Here is a 23,596-nt window from a genome sequence, read left to right as displayed (position 1 = left end):
TAAGCTGTTGCACTTCGTTTACGGCGTGCTCAAGTCGGGTCAACCCTTTGACCCGAAACTTGCGCTTGCCCGGTGAGGCTCAAGACGGTATCTACGAGGCGGTCACCATTGGCGGTAAGGTGCCGAGCAGGGAAACCGCCGCCACGGCCGCTATCCCCAGTAACCACTCCAGTATCACGCTGGTGCGCAGCGTCGACAGGCGTTGTTCGCAGTCCTTGATTCTCAAACGGTTGAACAGCGCCAGACCCAGCATGGCGCTGACCAACAGTACCTTGATCAGCAAAATCAGTGCGAACCCGGACAGCAGTGGCGTCGGCCACAACGCCCCGGTCAATACCCGCACGTTGATCAGGCCTGTCGTCAGCAAACCCGCCACCAGCCCAAAACCGATCCCGCTGAAGCGTTGGAGTATCGGCCCGACAGCATAAGTGGCCGGGCGCAGCAGGATCATCACCAGCAACATCAACCCGCCCAGCCAGGCACCGACGCAGGCCAGGTGAATCACTTGATTGAGGATCAGCAATTGACCACTCATGCCATCGAGCATGGCGCCGTGGCCGACCGGAGCCAGTGTGATCAGCAGCAGGCTGATCAGGACCAGGCGCAGGGTAAACGAGTTTTTCAGCGGGCTCAGCAGGCAGACCACAAGCAGCCCGTTGAACAGCAGATGCCAACTCCAGACCTGTCCGAAGAAGGTGTTGCTCAACACCAGTTGTACGGTTGGCCAATCGAACGCCGCCGATAGCGAGTCGGCCATGCTGGCGGTGATCAGCAGCAGCCAGAAAACCCCACTGAACAAGGCGAATCCGGCGAGCAACCGACTCAGCCCGGCGAGGCGTTGATCGAGTGTCATGAGCGCTTGGGTCAGCGGCTCATGGCGCAACAACAGGGGCCTGAAAATACAGGCCCCAAACAGCATCAGCACGACGGCGAAATGCAGGAAGCGGCACAGGACCAGCGCGCTCGACATCTATTACTGACTCACTTTGAAGCTGTAGTTGCCAGCGCTTTTATGGGTGTCGACTGACACTGCATGCCATTCGACCTTGTATTCACCGGCGGTCAGAGGTGCTGCGGGGGTGACGACCAGGGTCTTTTTATCGGCGCTTTCGGTGGCGATGCTTTTCACGGCAACGGCCACGCCATTCTTGCTGATATCGACTTTAGTGAAACTCGCTTCAACCCCTTCGGAGAACACCAGGCGCAATTCGGCGGGTGCGGCAACGCTGCTGTCGGCGGCCGGTGTCGAGCTTTTCAGGTGGGCATGGGCAAACACCGAGGAGGCGGCGAACAGCGAGCCGAGCAGGGCGACGGCGGTCAGGGTTTTCTTCAATTGCATCGTTAAGTCCCTATCAGGCAGATTGGAAGAGGCGCCAGTTTACCTTTGCCTCGCACGCTGTACGACGTTTCGTTTCGCAGGTGGCGAATGCTAGTCTTGGCCCATGTAGCTGTCAGGGAGCCCTTATGGGCAATCACAAAATCGAGATCCGTCGCAGTAACGTCGAGAAAATCCTGCTGGCCGCCGAGAAGGTCTTCGCCGAGAAAGGTTTTGGCAGCACGGCGATGGCTGACATAGCTAAAGAAGTGCAACTGCCACGCTCCAATCTGCATTACTACTTCAGCACCAAAACCGAACTGTACAGCGCGGTGCTGTTCGATTTGCTGGAAGTCTGGAAGCAGGACGCGCTGTGCTTCGAAATGTTCGATGACCCACGGGTGGTGCTCAGCAGTTACATCCGCGCCAAGATGAACCATTCCCGCAGCCGGCCGTACGGCTCGAAGGTCTGGGCCAATGAAATCATCCACGGAGCACCGACCCTGGGTGAAGCGCTGGACGCCAGCCTGTACGACTGGGCCAAGATGAAGGAAGCGAAAATTCGCCAATGGGTGGAAGACAAACGCATCCTGCCGGTTGAGCCTTCAAGCCTGCTGTACATGATCTGGGCCTCGACCCAGCATTACGCCGACTTTGATCATCAGATCAATATCCTCAACGATCACCAGGCGCTGTCGGACATGCAGTTCGAGCGCGCAGTGCAGACCGTGACCAGCGTGATTTTGCGGGGGATCGGGTTGGAGCCGTGAAATTGGCGGCGCGGCTGATGGCCTCTTCGCGAGCAAGCCCGCTCCCACATTGAACCGCGTTGTACACACATACCATGTACACCGCTGATTTAATGTGGGAGCGGGCTTGCTCGCGAAGGCGTCAGTTCAGACGACGCAGATCTCAACCGGCCACGTGATACGGATTCCTCGGATCATGGTTCCAGTCCAGAAACGCTTTCCCGTTATCGACAGGCACCATCTCGATGCAGTCCTGCACCGGGCAGGTGATCTGGCACAGGTTGCAGCCCACGCACTCGTCGTCGATTACTTCATATTTATGGGTGCCGTCCGGCTGTTTCAGGCTGGCGATGGCCTGGTGCGAAGTGTCTTCACAGGCGATGTGACAACGGCCGCAGCCAATACAGGCCTGCTGGTCGATCTTGGCGATCACCTGATAGTTGATGTCCAGGTATTTCCAGTCCGTGGTATTGCCCACCGCGCGCCCGGAAAAGTCCTGCACGCTTGAATAGCCTTGGCTGTCCATCCAGCGCGACAGTCCGTCTTTCATCTCATCAACAATCCGAAAGCCATGCAACATCGCCGCCGTGCATACCTGCACCGCGCCACTGCCCAGGGCCATGAATTCCGCCGCGTCTCGCCAACTGCCAATGCCGCCGATGCCACAGATTGGCAGGCCTTGGGTCTGCGGGTCGCGGGCGATTTCGGCAACCATGTTTAGTGCAATCGGTTTGACCGCTGAACCGCAGTAACCGCCGTGGGTGCTTTGGTTGCCGACCATGGGCACGGCGACCATGCGGTTGAGGTCGACGCTGGTAATCGAGTTGATGGTGTTGATCAGCGATACCGCATCGGCGCCGCCACGGTGGGCCGCTCGGGCAGCGACGCGGATGTCGGTGATGTTCGGCGTGAGTTTGACGATTACCGGCAGCGAGCAATAGGTCTTGCACCAGCGGGTGACCTGCTCGACGTATTCCGGCACCTGGCCCACGGCTGCGCCCATGCCGCGTTCCGGCATGCCGTGGGGGCAGCCGAAGTTCAGTTCGATGCCATCGGCGCCGGTGGCTTCTACCAGCGGCAGGATGTTTTTCCAGGACTCTTCGACGCAGGGCACCATCAGCGAGACGATCATTGCGCGATCCGGCCAGTCCTTTTTGACCTGGGTGATTTCCCGCAGATTGATTTCCAGCGAGCGGTCGGTGATCAACTCAATGTTGTTGATGCCCATGACCTCACGGTTAGCGCCAAAATGCGCGGAGTAACGCGACGACACGTTGACCGCCGCCGGGTCCTCGCCGAGGGTTTTCCAGACCACACCACCCCAACCGGCCTCGAAGGCGCGGACCACGTTGTAGGCCTTGTCGGTAGGTGGCGCGGAGGCCAGCCAGAACGGGTTGGGGGCTTTGATACCGGCAAAGACAATCGAGAGATCGGCCATTTACGCAGCCTCCACGTTGAGCATGAGTTGGGCATGGATCGCTTGCGCCGCGAGCTTGCCGTGCTGCACGGCTTGCACGGTGAGGTCCTGATCGAGGCTGGTGCAATCGCCACCGGCATACACGCCGGGGATGCTGGTACGCATCTGCTCGTCTACCTGAATTCGCTCGCCCTGGCGTTTCAGCTCGCGGGCCAGCGGGTCACTCAGCGCGCTGTCGTCGAAGCGTTGGCCGATGGCTTTGAAGATTGCATCGGCGACCAGTTCGAAGGTTTCCCCGGTGCTGATCAATTGGCCGTTTTCCATGCGCGTACGGGCGAAACGCATGCCGCGAACCTGGCCTTGGTCATCGAGCAAGACTTCCTGCGGTTGTGCCCAGGTCATCAGCCGTACCTGATTGGCCTTGGCGATATCCTGCTCATGACCGGTCGCGCCCATGTCCTCAAGACCCCGGCGATACACCAGATTCACATCGTGCGCACCAAGGCGGGCCATTTGCACGGCCATGTCGATCGCCGTGTTGCCGGCGCCGAGGACGATGCAATGATCAGCGAGCGGCAGTTGCGTCAAGTCGTCGGCCTGACGCAGTTCGCGAATGTAATCGGTGGCGGCGAGCAGCCCAGGGGCGTCTTCGTCGGCCAGCCCGAGCTGTTTGCTGGCGGCCAGACCGAGGCCGAGGAACACGGCATCGAACTGCTGGTGCAGTTCGCTGAGGCTCAGGTTCTCGCCGAGTTTTTGCCCATGGCGGATTTCGATGCCGCCGATTTCCAGCAGAAAATCCAGCTCATGCTGGGCAAAGTCATCCACCAGTTTGTACTTGGCGATCCCGTACTCGTTGAGGCCGCCTGCCTTGTCCCGCGCTTCGAAAATCACCACCTCGTGACCCTGCATGGCGCTGCGGTGCGCACAGGACAAACCGGCAGGCCCGGCGCCGACCACGGCAATCCGTTTACCAGTGGCCGCTGCGCGTTTGAACGGGTGCTCCGTGAAGTGCGCATTGTCGATGGCGTAGCGTTGCAACAGACCGATCAACACGGGCGCGCATTCCTCGGCGTTGTTGCGTACGCAGGCGTGCTGGCACAGGATTTCTGTCGGACAGACCCGGGCGCAACTGCCACCCAGGATGTTCGCCGAGAGGATTTTTTGTGCGGCGCCCTGAACGTTCTCTTGATGGATGTTGCGAATGAACGACGGAATGTCGATCTCGCTCGGGCACGCGTTGACGCACGGTGCGTCGTAGCAATACAGACAGCGTGAGGCTTCCAGATGCGCCTGACGGTCGTTGAGCGGCGGCGCCAGATCGGTGAAATGGCCTGCGAGGGTGGCCGCATCCTCAGCGGGACGGGGCAAGTGGTTCAGAGTCTTGATCACGGTGTTGGCCTCACGGTTATTTGAGGTATTGCCTCTGATGGGCATTGTTTTTTGTATTGCCTGTGCCGGCCCCTTCGCGAGCAAGTCGAATCGTCGCACCGCCGCTCCCACAGGGGAACGCATTTCAAATGTGGGAGCGGGCTTGCTCGCGAAGGCCGAAGGCCTCGATCTCAGCGTTTCACCGCAACCGGCTTGTGCAACTCGGCCCGCTTGCTCAGCAAATCGAACACCGCCGGATAGGCTGGGCGTTTGATGTAGCGCCCGGCACCTCGTTCGGCGCGCAGGTCGCCGTCGGCCCAGACCACTTTTCCCTGGCTGATGGTGTGGCTGGGCACGCCGCGCACGGTCTTGCCTTCAAAGATGTTGAAGTCGACGTTTTGGTGATGGGTCTTGGCAGAAATGGTGCGCGTACCTTGTGGGTCCCAGAGCACCAGGTCGGCATCGGCGCCGACGCGGATCGAGCCTTTGCGCGGGTAGAGGTTGAATATTTTTGCGGTATTGGTGGAGGTCAGCGCGACGAAATCCTGCATCGACAGGCGCCCGGTGTTGACCCCTTCATCCCAGAGCACCGCCATGCGATCTTCGATGCCGGCCGTGCCGTTGGGGATCTTGCTGAAGTCGTCACGCCCCGCAGCTTTTTGTTCGGCACAGAAACAGCAGTGGTCGGTGGCGGTGGTGTGCAGGTTGCCCGATTGCAGGCCATGCCAAAGCGCTTCCTGGTGGCCACGCGGACGGAAGGGCGGGCTCATCACGTAACCGGCAGCTGTTTGCCAGTCCGGATGCTGGTAGACGCTGTCATCCAGCAGCAAATGCCCGGCCAGCACTTCGCCGTAGACCGGTTGGCCCTTGCTGCGGGCGTAGGTGATTTCATCCAGCGCCTCCTTGGTCGAGACGTGGACCAGGTACAGCGGCGTGCCGAGGGTTTCAGCGATACGGATCGCCCGGCTCGCGGCTTCACCTTCAACCTGGGAGGGGCGCGACAGCGGGTGCGCTTCAGGGCCGGTGATGCCTTGGGCCATCAGCTTGCGTTGCAGGTGATAGACCAGCTCGCCGTTTTCCGCGTGCACGGTCGGCACTGCGCCGAGCTCCAGGCAGCGCTCGAAACTTGCGACCAGAGTGTCGTCGGCCGCCATGATCGCGTTTTTGTACGCCATGAAATGCTTGAAGCTGTTGATTCCGTGCAGGCGTACCAGCTCGGCCATTTCCTCGCGAACCTGTTCGCTCCACCAGGTGATGGCGACGTGAAAGCCGTAGTCGGACGCTGATTTTTCAGCCCAGCCGCGCCATTGATGGAAGGCTTCCAGCAGCGACTGCTGTGGATTTGGGATCACGAAGTCGATGATCGAGGTGGTGCCACCGGCGAGACCTGCCGCCGTGCCGCTGAAAAAATCTTCGCTGGCCACGGTGCCCATGAAGGGCAGTTGCATGTGCGTGTGCGGGTCGATGCCGCCGGGCATCAGGTATTGGCCGCTGCCATCGAGCACTTCGCAGCTTGCGGGAGTATCAAGGTTATTACCGATGGCTTTGATCATGCCGTCGGCGCACAAGACATCGGCGCGATAACTTTCATCATGGGTAATAACGGTGGCGCCACGGATCAACAGAGACATTCCGAGTTCCTCGCAGGCTTGACCGGCTTGTGCCGGTTCTAAATGTTTTATATGTAGCAGGCTAAGGAGGTTTATTCCTGTCAGCGCTGTCAGGAATAAACGCTAGCTGGAGATATCGGATTGGGCAAGAATATTTTTTATAAGCTTATAACTAGATTAACTTATTGATATAAAACGAATAAATCCACAAATCACCAAAATGGTGAGGCCTCTCACCATTTTGACGCACTTGACAGGATCGAAATATGGTCAAGATTTCCTATGTGAAATCAGCTATTTGAGGTGCGCCTGTGGCTGACAGAAAAAATACAAAATAAATGTAACGCACCAGATTGTGCCCTGACGGTTCGAACAACTGCCTGGCATTTGACCTGAGTGCCCAGGCAAGCATTCGCGGGCTCGATTGTTGTTTAAATAAAACTGATGAACATCAGTTGTTTACATGGATTTTAGCGACGCACCAAGGTTGTCAGCAAAGTGTCCGGCATGCTTATTGATTGCCGCCGCTGACACCTTGGCCGGTCGATAAAAGTCGTCAGTTCTCCGGCCATCGTCCGGCTCGCGGTCCAATCGCTGGCCAGCCCGATGAGCAAAATAATCAAAAGAACAGTGGAGCGGCCATGCAACAGAACAGATCGCACGTCACCGAGCGCGAAGGGTTGTACGAACTGGACGCCGGCAGCGACGTCCTCGACAGTCCCCGTTACAACCACGACATTGCGCCGACCAAGGTGCACGAACGAACCTGGAACAAATGGCACATCACCGCGCTGTGGATCGGCATGTCGGTTTGCGTGCCGACCTACACCCTCGGCGGGGTGCTTACCGCGTACTTCGGCCTGACCGTTGGCGAGGCGCTGCTGGCGATTCTGCTGGCCAACGTCATTGTGCTGATTCCGCTGACCCTCAACGCCTTCGCGGGCACCAAGTACGGCATTCCGTTTCCGGTATTGCTGCGTTCATCCTTTGGGGTGATCGGCTCCAACATACCGTGCCTGATCCGTGCGCTGGTGGCCTGCGGCTGGTTCGGCATCCAGACGATGTTTGGCGGACTGGCGATTCACCTGTTTCTCGGTTCGATTTTCGAAGGTTGGAAATCCCTTGGGGGCGCCGGTGAAGTGATCGGCTTCATGATGTTCTGGGCGCTGAACCTGTGGGTGGTACTGCGCGGTGCCGAGTCGATCAAATGGCTGGAAACGCTCTCGGCTCCGCTGTTGGTGCTGGTGGGGTTGGGCCTGCTGGTCTGGGCCATGCCGAATGTGTCGCTGACCGAGTTGCTGGCCCAGCCACCGAAACGTCCTGAAGGCGCCAGCGTGACCAGTTACTTCCTTGCCGGGCTGACCGCGATGGTCGGTTTCTGGGCGACCTTGTCGCTGAACATTCCGGATTTCAGCCGCTACGCGAAAAGCCAGAAGGACCAGATCCTCGGGCAGATTTTCGGCTTGCCGCTGACCATGTTCCTGTTCGCCTCTCTCGGGGTGGTGATGACTGCGGCATCGGCGAAACTGGTAGGCGTGACAGTCTCTGATCCTGTCAGCCTGATCGGGCATATCCAGAGTCCGGTCTGGGTGGCGGTCGCGATGGCGCTGATCATTATTGCGACGCTGTCGACCAACACGGCGGCCAACATCGTTTCGCCGACCAACGACTTTCAGAACCTCGCGCCCAAAGTCATCAACCGCACCAAAGCGGTGATGTTGACCGGTCTGGTAGGCCTGGCGCTGATGGGCCACGAACTGCTGAAGAAGCTTGGGCTGATAGTCTCCGATGTCAGCCTGGAGACGGTCTATTCCAACTGGTTACTCGGCTATTCGAGCCTGCTCGGGCCGATTGCCGGGATCATGGTGGTGGACTACTTCCTGATCAAGAAGCAGCAACTGGATCTGGCTGGTCTGTACCGCGATGACGTGTACCCGGCGTGGAACTGGAACGGCTTCATCGCCTTCGGCGTGCCGGTGGTGTTGACCTTGTTGTCGCTGGGTAGCGATGCCTTCAGCTGGTTCTACAGTTACGGCTGGTTCACCGGCTCGGCTCTTGGCGGCCTGATGTACTACGGTTTGTGTTCGATGCGAACAAGTCCGTCTGTTGCGAAATCTGCGGTGTAAGGGATGGCCTATTCGCGAGCAAGCCCGCTCCCACACTGGACCTCCAGTGTTCACAAAACCCATGTGGGAGCGAGCCTGCTCGCGATGACGGCCTCAAATACACCGACGATTTGCCTGAAAAAACCTATAACAATTGCCTGAGGAGATTATCATGAACGCTGCCGTAGACGTTCTGCAGTCCAGCCATCAGCACATCAACCGCGACCGCCTCTGGCAGTCGCTCATGGAGCTGGCCAAACTCGGCGCCACGGTCAAGGGCGGCGTCTGTCGTCTGGCCCTGACCGACCTCGACCGCCAGGCCCGCGACCTGTTCGTGCAGTGGTGCAAGGAGGCCGGATGCAGCGTGACGATCGATGCGGTCGGCAACATCTTCGCCCGCCGCGCCGGGCGCAACCCGCAACTGCCACCGGTGATGACCGGCAGCCACATCGACACTCAACCCACCGGCGGCAAGTTCGACGGCTGCTTCGGTGTTCTGGCCGGCGTCGAAGTGCTACGCACCCTCAACGATCTCGGCGTGGAAACCGAGGCGCCGCTGGAAGTGGTGGTCTGGACCAACGAAGAAGGCTCGCGCTTCGCCCCGTGCATGATGGGCTCCGGGGTGTTTGCCGAAAAATTCACCCTCGAAGAAACCCTGGCCAAGACCGATGCTGACGGCGTGACCGTGGGCGAGGCGCTGAACGCCATCGGCTATGCCGGCCCACGCAAGGTCAGTGGTCACGCGGTCGGCGCCTACTTTGAAGCGCACATCGAGCAAGGCCCGATTTTAGAAGACGAGCGCAAAACCATTGGCGTGGTGATGGGCGCGTTGGGGCAGAAGTGGTTCGACCTGAAACTGCGCGGCGTCGAGGCTCACGCGGGACCAACACCGATGCATTTGCGCAAGGACGCGCTGGTGGGTGCCGCCGCCGTTGTCGCCGCCGTGAACCGTACCGCCCTCGGTCATCAACCTCACGCCTGTGGCACCGTCGGATGCCTGCAAGCCTATCCAGGCTCGCGCAACGTGATCCCCGGCGAAGTGCGCATGACCCTGGACTTCCGTCATCTGGAGCCGGCGCGGCTGGACTCGATGATCGCCGAGGTCCGGCAGGTGATCGACAGCACGTGCGATGAACACGGTCTGAGCTTTGAACTGACTCCGACCGCCGACTTCCCGCCCCTATATTTCGACAAGGGCTGCATCGAGGCAGTGCGTGGCGCGGCGCAGGGCCTTGGGCTGTCGCACATGGACATCGTCAGCGGGGCAGGGCATGACGCGATCTTCCTCGCCGAACTGGGGCCAGCCGGGATGATCTTCGTCCCCTGCGAGGGCGGCATCAGCCACAACGAAATCGAAAACGCCGCGCCGGATGATCTGGCGGCCGGTTGTGCGGTGTTGTTGCGGGCGATGCTGGCGGCCTCGGCGGCGATTGCCAGCGGTGAGTTGGCGGCCTGAAAAAACTGGCGTGCACTGAGCAGCACCAGTGCACGTCACAACGCCAAGTCTGGAGGACCTGACCTCATAGTACTCAGTGCGTTCAACGACGGGTCTGCAGGACGTTGAAAATGAGCATGCCCGCCAGCATGGCAATCACGAACACCCAGGCCTGCCAATGCCCCGTGGGTAGCAGCACCAGGGCCGGGCCCGGGCAAATACCGGCAATGCCCCAGCCGACGCCGAACAGCAGACTGCCACCAATCAGCTGTCGATCCAGTTCACGGTTCCCCGGCAGTTGCATGGGGTCGCCCAGCAGGGATTTTTTCTGTTTCATAGCCCAGTGAAACGGTATCCACGCCACCGCAATAGCGCCGATCATGACTAAGGCCAGGGAAGGGTCCCAAAGCCCGGCAATGTCCAGAAAACCCAGCACTTTGGCCGGGTTCGCCATACCGGCCAACAGCAGGCCAATGCCGAAGAGCAAACCGGCAACAAACGCAGTCAGTTTGCTCATGTTCAATTCCCCAGCAGATGACGCAAGACGAATACCGTCGCAAAACCGGTGAACATGAAGCACAGCGTGGCGACGATAGAACGCGGCGAAAGGCGTGAAATGCCGCACACCCCATGGCCACTGGTGCAACCTGCGCCATAACGGGTACCGATTCCCACCAGAAGCCCGGCCACGATCAGGCCCAGAGTGCCCGTCTTGAACTCAACGCTCGGCTGTCCCAGAAACAGCATCCAGAGTGCAGGTGCCGCCAGCAATCCCAGGATGAACAGGGCCTTTTCTTCCCGCCCCGAGTCCCCAGGTGCCAGCAAACTGCCCAACAACCCGCTAATGCCTGCGATACGACCGTTGGCGACCACCCATAAACCGGCGGCGAGACCGATCAGCGCACCACCGGCAAGTGCGAACCAAGGGGTGAAGTGAAGTGAATCGAGCAGCATGACAACGCTCCAAGTGGGCAATGGGCGGCACTAAACCACTCTTTTAACCTTGAGCATAGGGCCGCTTATGCATAGCAGGGGGAGGTAACCAACCGGAGCAGGTAATCGATCAATGGCAACGCTTACTTTGAGAAAGCAGTTTCAAAAAGTGTGTATGTCGGTGACTATGCCCGATATTTGTCGCTTTGTTACGGAGTCATGTAGTTGAGCTCACCACGGAGAATCGGTTTATGGCCATCAAGATCGAAGGAGTGATCGCCAGTAAAGTCGGCTTTGCATCCCACCAGAATGCTGTACCCGTGATGCGAGAGCTGACGGTACACAATGATAGTGATACGGATTACAACGATCTTGTACTGGAGCTTGTGGCGGATCCGCCATTTCTTGAAAGCAAGAAATGGCGTCTGGACCGATTAAGTAAAGATTCAACGTTGCACATTGCAGAGCGCAACTTATCGCTTAATGCGGGTTATCTTTCGGACCTTGCAGAAAGCCTCGCTGCGACGTTGGTTTTGCGTCTGACCTGTAAAGAGGAAGTGCTTTGTAGTCAGTCTTTTCCGATTGAACTCCTTGCGAAAAACGAATGGGGCGGCGTGAATTCGATGCCTGAGTTACTGGCAGCGTTTTCAATGCCCAATGACCCGGCCGTAGATCGGATTCTGAAGTCCGCTTCCGATGTATTGCGGCGCGCGGGAAAGGCAGATGGCATCGATGGGTATAAAAGCCAGTCGAGAACGAGGACATGGGAGCTGGCCTCTGCCCTATGGTCGGCAGTTTGCGGTCTGCGACTGAGTTATGCATTGCCACCTGCCAGTTTCGAAACTCACGGGCAAAAGGTACGAACTCCTGGTTTGATTCTGGACGGGGGCGTCGCGACATGCCTGGATACGGCATTGCTCTTTGCCGCAGCGTTTGAGCAAGCTGGGTTGAATGCGTTGTTGGTGCTGACTAAGGGACATGCGTTCGTTGGCGTTTGGCTGCAGCCGCAAGAGTTTTCCCAACTTATTACCGATGACGCTTCAGCGGTTCGTAAACGAATCGATTTGAAAGAGGCTCTGGTATTCGAAACTACTCTGGCAACACAGTTACCGGTCCCCAGTTTCAGTCAGGCCGTCGCGAATGCAGAACGGCAAATCAATGATGACGATTTCATCATGGCTGTCGATATACATCGCGCGCGTATGCAGCGCATCCGGCCGCTGGCCAGCTCGATTACTCTGCCGAAAACCGACGGCACCGCTGAGGCTGAAGAGGTGTTCGAGGCGTTGGAAGATGCACCGTCGCTCCCGGGCTTTGACGTTGAGATTCTTCCGGAATCAGATTCCCCAGCCGGGAAACTTACCCTCTGGCAACGCAAACTTCTGGATCTGACGACGCGCAACCGACTCCTGCACCTGCCGGACAGTGCCAAGGGTGTTCGACTGATTTGCCCCGATCCCACAGAGCTGGAGGATCAGCTTTCCAGTGGTAAGCGCATTCGTATTGTCTCTGTGCCGGATTTGGAGGCGGGCGGTCGAGATGCCGTGCTCTATGAGCAACAGAACCGTGAAAACCTGCGCGATGAGTACGCCAGAACCGCCTTGTCTCGTGGTGAAGTGCTTGCCACTCTCGAAAAAAGCAAACTTGAAGTCGCGCTGATCGAGTTGTACCGCAAAGCCCGCAGCGATCTTGATGAGGGTGGAGCCAATACGCTGTTTCTTGCCCTCGGCTTTTTGAAGTGGAAAAAAACGGCGGACGACCCGAAGACTTACTCGGCACCCTTGATTTTGCTGCCGGTGAAGCTTGACAGGAAAAGTGCACTGTCAGGCGTAACCATGACACTGCTTGAAGACGAACCTCGCTTCAACCTGACATTGCTCGAGCTACTGCGGCACGATTTTGAGTTAGTGATTCCAGGTCTTGATGGCGAACTTCCGACTGATGACAGTGGTATCGATGTGGCCGGTATCTGGAATATCGTCAGACGCGCTATCAGGGATGTGCCAGGGTTTGAAGTAACCACTGAACTTGTACTGGGGACCTTTTCTTTTGCCAAGTATTTGATGTGGCAAGACTTGGCGGCCCGTTCAACCCAGCTTCTGCAAAGTCCTATGGTCAAGCATCTGTTGGAACGAAGTGTCGGTGGTGAAGGTTACAGCAGCTCTGGCGACTTCCCGAGGCCCGACGAGCTGGACAAAAAGGTCGATCCAGCCAATCTGTTTACTCCCTTGCCCGCAGACTCTTCCCAACTGGCCGCTGTGGTTGCATCGGCCAGTGGCTGTGACTTTGTTCTCGACGGTCCTCCAGGAACCGGTAAATCACAAACCATTGCCAACATGATCGCTCACAATCTTGCGTTGGGACGTCGGGTTTTGTTCGTTGCCGAAAAAATGGCAGCGTTGGATGTGGTCTATCGTCGACTTGAAGAAAAAGGTCTGGGGGAGTTTTGCCTGGAGCTGCACTCCAGCAAGACATCGAAAGTGGACGTGCTCAAGCAACTGGAGCGCGCGTGGGATGTTCGTGACACCCTCACCAGTGAACAGTGGATAGCTGAAACTACAAAGTTGCACAGGCTGAGGAATCGACTCAACGAAGTCGTCGAGCTGTTGCACCGGCGATCGCCAAACGGATTGTCTGTGCATCAGGCCATCGGCCGCGTCGTTCGGGATGGAAATCCCTCGATCCCGCGATTGGGCTGGCCTGAAGGGACAACCCACGATGTTCAAACCTACGAGCAACTGCGAGATGTGGCACGACGTCTCGATCTCAATAGTCAGGCTGCGCGAAACCTGTCCAGCAGTTTTGCAGTGCTGGCGCCTACCGACTGGTCGAACGGTTGGCAGGAGGCAATTGTTGCCGCAGCGGGGGAGTTACCAAAGGCTATCGAGCGCCTTACAGCGGCAAGTGCAGGTTTGCTAAAGGCGACGAATCTGCCTCTTCCCGTTGCAGATTGTGATGATATTGAGCAGCTTGCCCAGTTCGTCTCTCTGTTGGTTGACGCACATGGGATGGATCTTTCATTCGTCTTTACACTGAATGTGAGTGCAAAGATCACTGCGGCAAAAAAAGCCGTTGTTCTGCTGGGTGAGTATCGAGAAATAGAGCAGTCGCTTTCTCTGCCTTATACGCAGGAGGCGTGCCGTGCAATCAATATCGAGCAAATAAAAAACGACTGGGAACAAGCCAAGGGCAAGTTTTGGGTTCTGGCCACGTTTGGCAAAAAGAAAGTGGCCAAAAACCTCGCCAAGGTGGGGGGAATATCAGGACTACCGGACGTTGAGCCCGATCTGGTCAAACTATTCAAGATGCGCAACTTGCTGACATCTCTTGACGGTTTGTCTGCGGATTTGAGCTCGATTCCAGGCTGGAACGGCTTGTCCAGCGATACTGCCGCAATAGCCACTGCCTATGAGTTGGGCGAGCGCCTGCGGACAATGATCAGCTTGCGGGCCGAATCCCCGGAAGATCTGATCTCGTTGCGTGAGGCAACTGAGAAGCTCGTTGTCAAAGCCAATGAATTGCTGGGCGGCGGCGGCCACATCGCATCAGCGTTGCATCAGCTAAAGGACTCGCTGGCGCATTTCAATCAGGCGGCTGCACGATTCTATGAACTGAGTAACCGACCCCACGAATCCAGGTTGACGATTGAGGCATTGCAGGACGCGTCCAGCACGATTGTCCGTCAGGAGTCGAAACTGAAATCCTGGTGCGACTGGTGCAGGGTGAAAGAGGAGGCTATCGCTTCCGGGCTTCAGCCATTGGCAGATGCACTGGCCGCAAATGCCCTGCCGGAGGGCGGGACTGTCGATGCCTTCGAAACGGCTTATGCTCGTTGGTTTGCAACGGGGGTGATCGATGCGGAGCCGTTGCTACGCAACTTTGTGCCAGTAGAACATACGAGTGATATCGAGGCTTTCGTTCGACTCGATGATGAGCTGTCCAAACTTACCGTGCGATATATCCGTGCGAAACTGTGCGGCCTGATTCCGTCAAAAAACGAGATCGGCAAGCAGGGCGGCTTTGGTGTACTGAAACATGAGCTGCAGAAGTCCCGGCGCCATAAACCTGTTCGACAACTCGCCGTCGAAATGGGCGATGCAATGTCCAAACTGGCACCTTGCATGCTTATGAGCCCGCTTTCGATTGCGCAGTATCTTCCACCCGACTTGGCACTTTTTGATCTGGTTATCTTCGATGAGGCCTCACAGATCGCTCCGTGGGATGCAATCGGCTCCATCGCCAGGGGCAAGCAGGTGGTGATCGCGGGTGACCCTCGGCAGATGCCGCCCACTAACTTCTTCAACCGTGGTACCTCAGCGTCAGAGGACGATACGGCGGAGGATATGGAAAGCATTCTGGACGAGTGTCTCGGGGCGGGTATTCCCAGTCATAGTCTCAGTTGGCACTACCGAAGCCGCCATGAGAGCTTGATTGCGTTCTCCAATCATCGTTACTACGACAGCAACTTGATCACATTCCCTGCAGCTGAAACGCGGCCGAGCGCTGTCGAGTGGCGTCGCGTCGACGGTGTCTATGCCAAAGGAAAAGGCCGACACAATCAGGCCGAAGCGGAAGCAATTGTCACCGAAACAGTAAAGCGTTTAATGGACCCAGCCTTTATTTCTGCTGGGTATTCGATCGGGATCATTACGCTCAACAGTGATCAACAACGACTTATCAGCGATCTTCTTGATAGAGCTCGGCAGCAGTATCCGCAGATCGAGGCGTTTTTCCAGGACGATCTTCCAGAACCCGTAGTGGTCAAAAACCTGGAAACGGTGCAGGGCGACGAGCGCGATTTGATCATGCTGGGTGTGGGCTATGGCCCGACCGAGCCGGGAGCCCAAGTCATGTCGATGAACTTTGGTCCTCTCAATAAAGAAGGCGGATGGCGGCGATTGAACGTTGCGATAACACGTGCTCGCCGGGAAATGCTGGTGTTCTCGTCCTTTGACTCGTCCATGATCGATCTGAATCGTACCAATGCACGGGCGGTGCGTGACTTGAAGCATTTCATTGAGTTCGCGCAACGTGGACCCCGAGCGCTTGCAGAGGCAGTACAGGGATCGGTGGGAGGCTATGACTCGCCATTCGAAGAAGCGGTGGCCCAAGGTCTGAGGCGCAAGGGTTGGCAGGTAGTGCCACAGATCGGCGTGTCGCGTTTCCGCATTGATTTGGGGATCGTCCATCCGGACAGACCTGGGGATTACCTTGTCGGTGTCGAGTGTGACGGTGCTACGTATCACAGTGCGGCAACGGCCAGGGACCGGGACAAAGTGCGCAGCGCTATTCTCAAGGGGTTGGGCTGGAAGCTGGTTCGTCTATGGTCGACCGATTGGTGGATCGACAAGTCTGGCGCATTGGAGCGTCTGCATGCATCGCTGGAAGCGCTATTGCAAGAGTCTCGTTTGATTCCCGAAGTGAGTCAGATACCCGCGAAGGAGCTTCCAATACCCCATTTGTTGCTGGTGCAATCCTCATCAGCCGAAGCAGTCGTCGATCAACCGCAAGCGTTTGTCGTTGACCCGGTTATTGCAGAGCTGACGGAGCTCAAAATTGCAGGGTCGTTTGCAGTTTCAGCCAGTCCTGCAGTCAAGGCAGAGTACCGTGTCACTGACTTTGCCAGTGTGAGAGAACGGATCAGTGCAGAGGCCTTTTACTCGCAAGAGTACGATCAGGTTCTCGCCGATCTGATTGCGCATGTCTTGATGCAGGAAGCTCCAATCCTCGATTCGTTGCTGGTGCAGCGCGTTGCCCGAGCTCATGGTTTCCAGCGCACCGGCCGACTGATTCGAGAACGAGTCTTGGACCTGACTGAGCAAAACCATCATCTGAGACGCGACCCTGTTGATGGGCAGTTTGTTTGGCACTCGGAAAATGATATTACCGCCTGGAATAGCTATCGGATTCCTGTAACTGCTGATGACGCCCGGTCCGTGGAGGAGATAGCTGCCGAAGAGCTACTCACGGTGGCATCCTTGATTTCTGCGGGTGACAGGCCATTGGAAATTGCCAAAACATTGGGTGTGAAACGACTTACCAGTTCTGCGCGTGAGCGAATTGAACAGGTCATGAAGTCGATGCCAGACTTCTAAACCATCAGGTGTAGAACTGTTCAGTATCAGGAGAGGATGGCTTGTTAGCCAGACTCTCTTTTTTTTGTTGCCTCGGCGGCGATTGCCAACGGTCAGTTGGCGGCTTGAGTCGCCTTACCAGAACGCCCGGACATAATTGAACGGCGCATGGTCAGCCAGGCGTCGGTTCATGACATTGCCGTTTCCTGGCGGCGTTTTGTAATGGGCGTTGTAATACTGCTCGCCCAACTGCTGGTCCTGATCCATGAACGGCTGACCGGGCGTTGGGTGAACAAGACCATTGAAGTCAATGTAGTGCAGCTGTCCAGTGTGCTGATAGCCGAGAAAATCAGGTGGCACGGTGGTTACCAGGTCGCAGCAGTCAACGATCCGGATGCTTTGCAGTTCGGCGAGACTGGCAACGAAGGTCGTGTCACCGACCTTTGGGGAGCCGAGGGTCACCAGCAGATCTGCATTTGCCGGTTTGGCCAGCAGAGTGGCGATTGCCGCGCCCAGGCTGTGGCCGCAAATGATCAGGCGGCTACGGGAGCTGGCCGGCCCGGCAAGCCACGTCGATACAGGCTCCCAGAGGCGTAATGCGGTCATCTTGAATCCATGGTGGACGTGACCACGACCGCTGCACAGATCCCAGCGTTCAAGGAGGAACTGAATATTGGTGACCAGATCCAGCAAGTGATCTGGCTGGGTGCCCCGAAACACCAGCAATGCGGTGCCGTTGGGGTCGTTCATGACGCCGAAGCCGGCCCCGTCGGTGGGGACATCGACAAAGTGCTCAAGTCCATGACTGAACCCCGCCAGCGCCAGTGAGTCGGACAGCCGGGCGCTCTCTGCTGTCGATTGCTCGAAACGCACATACGCCAATCGGGAGGCTTCAGTGCAGAGTTGCAGGTCATCTACGGCCGGCGAAGTGAAAATGCTTGCTCGCTCTTCGGGTTTGTATAGCGCTCTGCGGCCTGGATCATAGGGCAGTGTCATGACGACAACCTTTTTTGATTCGCAACGTTGACTGACGAAAGGCCCGACACTGCTGGAAGTCGGGCCGTTGCTGCAGCGAGTGCCATTGAGAAATGCACGGATTTGCGCGCTTCCTTCTACTGTAGAGCACCACCCGCCGAGCATTGGTAAAGCGCTGTGGACCGAACGCTGAGGAAAAAAGTCATCCGACGTCACAAACCAGAACCTTGATTCGTCATTCCGTTATACCCACCCCGATAACGGAGCAACTCCATGTCGTCCAACACCCAAGCGATTAACCTGCTGCAAGCCATCCCTCAGGTGTTCGAAAGCCTGACCCAGGTGCATGTCACCCTCGACAGCCATGATCTGGCCCCTAAACTCAAACACTTGCTGCACCTGCGTGCGTCGCAGATCAACCAATGCGGTTTCTGCGTGAAAATGCACAGCCGCGAAGCCCGTGAAGCACTGGAAAGCAATGAGCGGCTGGACCGCTTGATCGTCTGGCGCCACGTTAATGACTTCAGCGCGGCCGAACGGGCGGCGCTGGCCTGGACCGAAGCCCTGACCACGCTCGACGATAAAACCGACTACGCGGCATTGCGCGGTGATTTGCGTGAGCATTTCAACGACGCGCAGATCGGCGCCTTGACGGCTGAGATCGGCATGATCAATCTCTGGAACCGTTTGCAGATTTCGAGGCACTGAGCATGATTCCTGCTCAAGATTCGACGGCCGTGTTCGAGCACAGCCGCTCGTTTTTAATGGGCCTGGCCTACCGCATCCTTGGCTCGCGGGCCGAAGCCGAGGACGTGGTGCAGGACCTGTTCATCAAGTGGCTGGAGGCCGACAAGGCCTCCATCGACACACCGGCTGCCTGGCTGACCACGCTCTGCACCCGTCATTGCATCGACGTGCTGCGTTCAGCGCACACGTCGCGGGTGGACTACGTCGGCACCTGGCTGCCGGAACCGATCCACACGACCTGCCATGACTCACCCGAGCAGGCGCATGAACTGGCGTCGTCGTTGTCGACTGCGTTCATGCTGCTGCTTGAACGGCTGAGCCCCAAGGAGCGCGCGGCCTATCTGCTTTACGAAATCTTCGACATGGACTACCCGCAAGTCGCCGCAACCCTCGGCGTGCAAGACGCCGCATGCCGCAAACTGGTGTCGCGGGCCAAGACCAGCCTGGGCAATACACACATCCGCTATCAACCGGAACCGGCGCGGCAAGAACAACTGCTCAGTGCCTTCCACAGCGCCATCAGCAGCGGCTCGACACAGACCTTGGCCGCGCTGCTCAGCGAAGACGTCGAGCTCTGCGCCGACAGCGGCGGCAAAGTCTCGTCGATCCGTGAAACGCTTTATGGCAAAACCAGCGTACTGGACTTCATCGCGCAATCGCTGCAGGTCTACTGGAGCCACTACCAGTGGCAAGAGACCGAAATCAACGGCGGCCGTGGGGTGATTCTGGTCGCCGACGGCCACATCGCGGCATCAATGACTTTCGGCTACGACGAAGACGGCCGCGCCAGCCACGTCTACATCATGCGTAATCCGGACAAACTGGCGGGGTTGCACGCGTCACATTAAAAGAATGCTGGTATGCCCTTGTAGGTGCCTGTCTTTCAGTCCCGCTTTTGGCCGATGCACTGCCTTACAGCCACACACGATGGCTTGTTATAGTTCTGGCCTCATTTTCAGCGCCAGCAAGGATCACTGCCATGTCCGAATACCAAGCCTTTCGCGTCGAACTGAACGACAACATCGCCCATGTGCAGATCAACCGCCCGGAAAAGATCAACGCGATGAATGCGGTGTTCTGGACTGAAATCATCGAGATCTTCCAGTGGATCGACGACACCGATGAAGTCCGTGTGGTGGTGATCAGCGGTGCCGGCAAGCATTTCTCTTCGGGCATCGACCTGATGATGCTGGCTTCGGTGGCCAATGAAATGGGCAAGGACGTGGGTCGCAATGCGCGCCTGTTGCGGCGTAAGATCCTGGCGTTGCAAGCTTCGTTCAACGCCGTCGACAACTGCCGTAAACCGGTATTGGCGGCCATTCAGGGATATTGCCTGGGCGGTGCCATCGATCTGATTTCTGCTTGCGACATGCGCTATGCGGCAGAAGACGCGCAATTCTCGATCAAGGAAATCGACATGGGCATGGCTGCCGACGTTGGCACTTTGCAACGCTTGCCGCGGATCATCGGTGACGGCATGCTGCGAGAACTGGCATACACTGGTCGCACCGTTGGCGCCGAAGAGGCGCGCAGCATTGGCCTGGTCAACCGGGTCTACCCGGACACGGCCAGCCTGCTGGATGGGGTGATGGGCATTGCCCGTGAAATTGCTGCCAAATCGCCGATTGCGATTGCCGGGACCAAAGAGATGATCAGCTACATGCGCGATCACAGCATCAACGATGGCCTGGAATACATCGCTACCTGGAACGCCGCGATGCTGCAATCCACAGACCTGCGGGTCGCCATGGCGGCGTCGATGAGCAAGCAGAAACCCGAATTTCTGGACTGAGCACACATGACTTCACGCTGGACCACTGCAGTACTCGACACCGACTTACCCGGCGGCTGGGCCGTGGCCCGCAGCCCCGAAGGTTTTTTGTTCGACGACAACGGCGCGCTGTTTCCGCGGGAATGGCTCAAGCGTCAGGACCTGTCGATTCTCGCCGAGCATGGCATCGGTCATCTCGACGGTGAGCCGGTGTATTTGCTGGAGCTCAAGGCTCATAGCGAGGTGCCGGGATGCAACTGGAAAGGCCTGCGAGCGTTCATGCTCGATGGCGATCACACGGTCTACAAAGTGTTGGGGTATGCCGCGCAAATCGGCACCTGGGCGCGTGAGCATCGGTTCTGCGGCAATTGCGGTCAGCGCATGACGCAACTGCCGCGTGAGCGGGCGATGTATTGCGAGCCCTGTGATTTACGCAGCTATCCACGGATTTCACCGAGCATGATTGTGCTGATCACCCGAGGCGACGAAATTCTGCTGGCGCGCTCGCCGCGCTTTGTTCCGGGGGTCTACAGTACCTTGGCGGGTTTTGCCGAGCCCGGCGAATCGGCTGAAGATTGCCTGATTCGTGAAGTGCGCGAAGAGGTGCAGATCGAGGTCAGGAACATCCAGTACCTGGGCAGCCAGTGCTGGCCATTCCCGCATTCGATGATGCTCGGTTTTCATGCCGAGTACGCCGGTGGCGAGATTGTGCCGCAAGCCGATGAGATCGAAGACGCCCAGTGGTTCAACATTCACGCGCTACCGCCGTTGCCGGCGGGGCGCTCGATTGCCCGCTACCTGATCGACATTTATGTAGCGCGGCGCTTAGGCCACGCTGAACCAGTGCTGCCAGGCTAGGCGCACGGTCAAACCCAGCACTACGGTGATGAATACCGGGCGAATGAACTTCGCCCCACCACTGATGGCGGTGCGCGCGCCAAAGAATGCACCGACCATCACCGACAGGCCCATGCTCAGGCCGATAATCCAGTCCACTTGCCCGGAAAAGACGAACACCGATAGTGCCGCGATGTTGCTGACGAAGTTCATGCTGCGCGCCACGCCACTGGCCTTGACCAGATCGATGGGGTAGAGCAGCAGGCTGCTGACGGTCCAGAACGCGCCAGTGCCGGGACCGGCCACACCGTCGTAGAAACCGAGACTGAAACCCTGGCTCGACTGCCACTTCTTCTTGATCGGTGCGTCGCTGTCCAGCGGTGCTTTCGGCGTGCCGCCAAACAGCAGATACACGCCACAGGCAAAGACGATCACCGGGAGCATTTTGTTCAGCCATTCAGCCGGCAGGTAGTGCGCAACGATTGCGCCGGTCAGTGCGCCCACCAGGGTTCCGATAATCGCGTGCATCCACTGCCGTGGGTGGAACAGCTTGCGTCGGTAGAAAGTGAAACTGGCAGTTGCCGAGCCGAAGGTCGAGCTGAGTTTGTTGGTGCCCAGCACCAGATGCGGCGGCAGGCCGGCGGTGAGCAGCGCCGGGGTGGTCAGCAGACCGCCACCGCCAGCAATGGCATCGATGAAACCGGCAATGAACGCGACGATGGCCAAAATGGCCAGAGTGGTGAGGTCTACGCTGAGTTCGAAAGGCATGAGGTGGACTTATTCGGCGGGGCAGAGGGGGCAAGGCAGGGCGCCATCTTACCCATAACCTCCGCCCCCTGCGACCGCTCTAATACCTGACATGATCGTTCCCGCGCGGAGCAGGGAGCAATCAATTAACCGCGTAGGAGCTGCCGCAGGCTGCGATCTTCTGATCTTGAAAAGATCGCAGCCTGCGGCAGCTCCTACGTGCGCGGGGTCGTTACAGGCCCAGATCCGACAGCCCCGGATGGTCATCCGGGCGGCGGCCCAGCGGCCAGTGGAACTTGCGCTCGCTTTCCTTGATCGGCATGTCATTGATGCAGGCATGACGGTTGGACATCAACCCGTACTCATCGAACTCCCAGTTTTCATTGCCGTACGAGCGATACCAGTTGCCCGAATCGTCATGCCATTCATAGGCGTAACGTACGGCAATACGGTTATCGGTGAAGGCCCAGAGTTCCTTGATCAGCCGGTAATCCAGCTCCTTGGCCCATTTGCGGGTCAGAAAGCCCTTGGCTTCTTCGCGGTTGTTGGCGAATTCGGCGCGGTTACGCCATTTTGTGTCCAGGGTGTAGGCCAGGGATACTCGTTGCGGATCGCGGGAGTTCCAGCCGTCTTCGGCCAGACGAATCTTTTCAATGGCCGACTCACGGGTGAACGGCGGAAGTGGCGGACGAACTTCGGCATCAGATGACATTTAAAATCTCCAGGGAAAGTGTGTGTTCAAACAGCAAGTTGGTCTTGTTTAAACAGTTACAGGTCCAATAACTTTCGCGCCATGCATTGCGCATTATCGGCGGCACTGTGATCGCCCATGACAAGAGCAACGGTAATGGCGCCATCGATCAGGATCAGCAGCTGTTTGGCCAGCGCCTCCGGGTTGTGTACGCCATGTTCGGTACAGAGCTCGCACACGTAGTCGAGCAGCTTCTGTTTATGTTCCTTCGCCACCAGGCGCACCGGGTCTTGCGGGTCGCCGGTTTCACCGCTGGTGTTGATAAAGGCGCAGCCGCGAAAGCCTTCGCTGGCGAACCAGTCCTTGAGCACGGTGAACAGGTTGAGCAACCGCTCGGCCGGGGTCGGGGCCTTGTTCACTTCGGTTTTGAACCAGTTCATCCAGCGTACGTCGCGGCGTTGCAGGGCCGCGACGGTCAGCTCCTCCTTGCTGGCGAAGTAGCGGTAAATACTTTTTCTGGAGACGCCGGCGGTTTTCACCAGGAGATCCATGCCCGTGGCAGCAATGCCACTTTTGTAGATCAGCTTTTCGGTGACATCCAGAATAATGTCGCGTGTGTCGTTGCTAGTGATTTCGTTCATGTGGCAAAGAGTAGAACGAGCGTTCTCCTTGGTCAAGCGGGTATTTTATGTGCATGTTGAATTGCCTTCGCGAGCAAGCTCGCTCGCACATTTGAAATGCACTCCCCTGTGGGAGCGAGCTTGCTCGCGAAGAGGTCATTACAGACAGTAACAAGACCCGAACGGATCCATGGTGTAAGCT

General features: G+C 57.8%; 19 protein-coding genes. 8 read left to right on the top strand and 11 right to left on the bottom strand.

The genetic code is table 11. From position 1 onward, the window contains the following. Nucleotides 1-91: 91 nt before the first annotated feature. Together copD and copC are read right to left on the bottom strand one after the other, a co-directional pair. Nucleotides 92-970: a copper homeostasis membrane protein CopD gene (copD, locus tag ACIPIN_RS02290; protein ID WP_401114668.1), complete on the bottom strand. Its 879-nt coding sequence runs from the start codon at nucleotides 968-970 to the stop codon at nucleotides 92-94. Nucleotides 971-973: 3 nt separating this feature from the next. Continuing rightward, nucleotides 974-1,339, bottom strand: a complete 366-nt coding sequence (copC, locus tag ACIPIN_RS02285; RefSeq protein WP_401114665.1) for a copper homeostasis periplasmic binding protein CopC — start codon at nucleotides 1,337-1,339, stop codon at nucleotides 974-976. A gap of 125 nt (nucleotides 1,340-1,464) precedes the next feature. On the opposite strand from copC, the gene ACIPIN_RS02280 reads away from it, so the two are divergent. Continuing rightward, nucleotides 1,465-2,085, top strand: coding sequence for a TetR/AcrR family transcriptional regulator (locus ACIPIN_RS02280; RefSeq protein WP_401114663.1), 621 nt, complete (start codon nucleotides 1,465-1,467; stop codon nucleotides 2,083-2,085). Between the two features lie 142 nt (nucleotides 2,086-2,227). On the opposite strand, the gene preA is transcribed toward ACIPIN_RS02280, so the two are convergent. From preA to hydA, 3 genes are all read right to left on the bottom strand, one after another. Then, nucleotides 2,228-3,502, bottom strand: a complete 1,275-nt coding sequence (preA, locus tag ACIPIN_RS02275) for an NAD-dependent dihydropyrimidine dehydrogenase subunit PreA (RefSeq protein WP_401114661.1) — start codon at nucleotides 3,500-3,502, stop codon at nucleotides 2,228-2,230. Further along, nucleotides 3,503-4,870 carry an NAD(P)-dependent oxidoreductase gene (locus ACIPIN_RS02270; RefSeq protein ID WP_401114659.1) on the bottom strand — a complete coding sequence of 456 codons (1,368 nt, stop codon included), beginning with the start codon at nucleotides 4,868-4,870 and terminating at the stop codon, nucleotides 3,503-3,505. A gap of 170 nt (nucleotides 4,871-5,040) precedes the next feature. After that, a complete protein-coding gene (hydA, locus tag ACIPIN_RS02265) occupies nucleotides 5,041-6,480 on the bottom strand; it encodes a dihydropyrimidinase (RefSeq protein WP_401114656.1) in 1,440 nt (479 codons plus the stop codon). A gap of 620 nt (nucleotides 6,481-7,100) precedes the next feature. Between hydA and ACIPIN_RS02260 the strand changes: the two genes are divergently transcribed. Both ACIPIN_RS02260 and ACIPIN_RS02255 read left to right on the top strand, forming a co-directional pair. Continuing rightward, nucleotides 7,101-8,585 (top strand): NCS1 family nucleobase:cation symporter-1, encoded by a 1,485-nt coding sequence (locus tag ACIPIN_RS02260; protein WP_401114653.1) that lies wholly within the window; start codon nucleotides 7,101-7,103, stop codon nucleotides 8,583-8,585. Between the two features lie 151 nt (nucleotides 8,586-8,736). Continuing rightward, nucleotides 8,737-10,020 (top strand): Zn-dependent hydrolase, encoded by a 1,284-nt coding sequence (locus ACIPIN_RS02255; RefSeq protein WP_401114650.1) that lies wholly within the window; start codon nucleotides 8,737-8,739, stop codon nucleotides 10,018-10,020. Nucleotides 10,021-10,102: 82 nt separating this feature from the next. Here the strand turns inward: ACIPIN_RS02255 and ACIPIN_RS02250 are convergent, their stop codons facing one another. Together ACIPIN_RS02250 and ACIPIN_RS02245 are read right to left on the bottom strand one after the other, a co-directional pair. Beyond that, on the bottom strand, nucleotides 10,103-10,516 hold the full coding sequence (locus ACIPIN_RS02250) for a DUF6691 family protein (RefSeq protein ID WP_401114648.1): 414 nt from the start codon (nucleotides 10,514-10,516) through the stop codon (nucleotides 10,103-10,105). A 2-nt stretch (nucleotides 10,517-10,518) separates the two neighbouring features. Further along, nucleotides 10,519-10,953, bottom strand: coding sequence for a YeeE/YedE family protein (locus ACIPIN_RS02245; RefSeq protein WP_401114645.1), 435 nt, complete (start codon nucleotides 10,951-10,953; stop codon nucleotides 10,519-10,521). Nucleotides 10,954-11,183: 230 nt separating this feature from the next. Between ACIPIN_RS02245 and ACIPIN_RS02240 the strand changes: the two genes are divergently transcribed. Beyond that, nucleotides 11,184-17,027, top strand: a complete 5,844-nt coding sequence (locus tag ACIPIN_RS02240; protein WP_401114643.1) for a DUF3320 domain-containing protein — start codon at nucleotides 11,184-11,186, stop codon at nucleotides 17,025-17,027. A 114-nt stretch (nucleotides 17,028-17,141) separates the two neighbouring features. Here ACIPIN_RS02240 and ACIPIN_RS02235 read toward each other — a convergent pair whose 3' ends face one another. After that, on the bottom strand, nucleotides 17,142-18,002 hold the full coding sequence (locus tag ACIPIN_RS02235) for a hypothetical protein (RefSeq protein ID WP_401114640.1): 861 nt from the start codon (nucleotides 18,000-18,002) through the stop codon (nucleotides 17,142-17,144). A gap of 252 nt (nucleotides 18,003-18,254) precedes the next feature. Between ACIPIN_RS02235 and ACIPIN_RS02230 the strand changes: the two genes are divergently transcribed. The 4 genes from ACIPIN_RS02230 (at nucleotide 18,255) to nudC (ending at nucleotide 21,357) form a co-directional block, all read left to right on the top strand. Then, nucleotides 18,255-18,689 (top strand): carboxymuconolactone decarboxylase family protein, encoded by a 435-nt coding sequence (locus ACIPIN_RS02230; RefSeq protein ID WP_401114637.1) that lies wholly within the window; start codon nucleotides 18,255-18,257, stop codon nucleotides 18,687-18,689. 2 nt (nucleotides 18,690-18,691) lie between these two features. Continuing rightward, entirely contained in the window at nucleotides 18,692-19,576 is an 885-nt protein-coding gene (gene sigJ / locus ACIPIN_RS02225; RefSeq protein ID WP_401114635.1) for an RNA polymerase sigma factor SigJ, read from the top strand. 131 nt (nucleotides 19,577-19,707) lie between these two features. Continuing rightward, a complete protein-coding gene (locus tag ACIPIN_RS02220) occupies nucleotides 19,708-20,520 on the top strand; it encodes a crotonase/enoyl-CoA hydratase family protein (RefSeq protein ID WP_401114632.1) in 813 nt (270 codons plus the stop codon). A 6-nt stretch (nucleotides 20,521-20,526) separates the two neighbouring features. Further along, nucleotides 20,527-21,357, top strand: a complete 831-nt coding sequence (nudC, locus tag ACIPIN_RS02215; RefSeq protein ID WP_123424479.1) for an NAD(+) diphosphatase — start codon at nucleotides 20,527-20,529, stop codon at nucleotides 21,355-21,357. On the opposite strand, the gene ACIPIN_RS02210 is transcribed toward nudC, so the two are convergent. The 3 genes from ACIPIN_RS02210 to ACIPIN_RS02200 form a co-directional block, all read right to left on the bottom strand. Next, entirely contained in the window at nucleotides 21,325-22,104 is a 780-nt protein-coding gene (locus ACIPIN_RS02210; RefSeq protein WP_401114628.1) for a TSUP family transporter, read from the bottom strand. The genes nudC and ACIPIN_RS02210 overlap by 33 nt on opposite strands. A 211-nt stretch (nucleotides 22,105-22,315) precedes the next feature. Continuing rightward, nucleotides 22,316-22,795, bottom strand: coding sequence for a DUF1348 family protein (locus ACIPIN_RS02205; RefSeq protein WP_401114626.1), 480 nt, complete (start codon nucleotides 22,793-22,795; stop codon nucleotides 22,316-22,318). A 56-nt stretch (nucleotides 22,796-22,851) separates the two neighbouring features. Next, nucleotides 22,852-23,415, bottom strand: coding sequence for a TetR/AcrR family transcriptional regulator (locus tag ACIPIN_RS02200; protein ID WP_401114625.1), 564 nt, complete (start codon nucleotides 23,413-23,415; stop codon nucleotides 22,852-22,854). Between the last annotated feature and the right edge of the window lie 181 nt (nucleotides 23,416-23,596).

The organism is Pseudomonas sp. NPDC087697 (assembly GCF_044743155.1).
Taxonomy (GTDB): Bacteria; Pseudomonadota; Gammaproteobacteria; order Pseudomonadales; family Pseudomonadaceae; genus Aquipseudomonas.
This window is presented reverse-complemented; position numbering and strand designations above follow the sequence as displayed.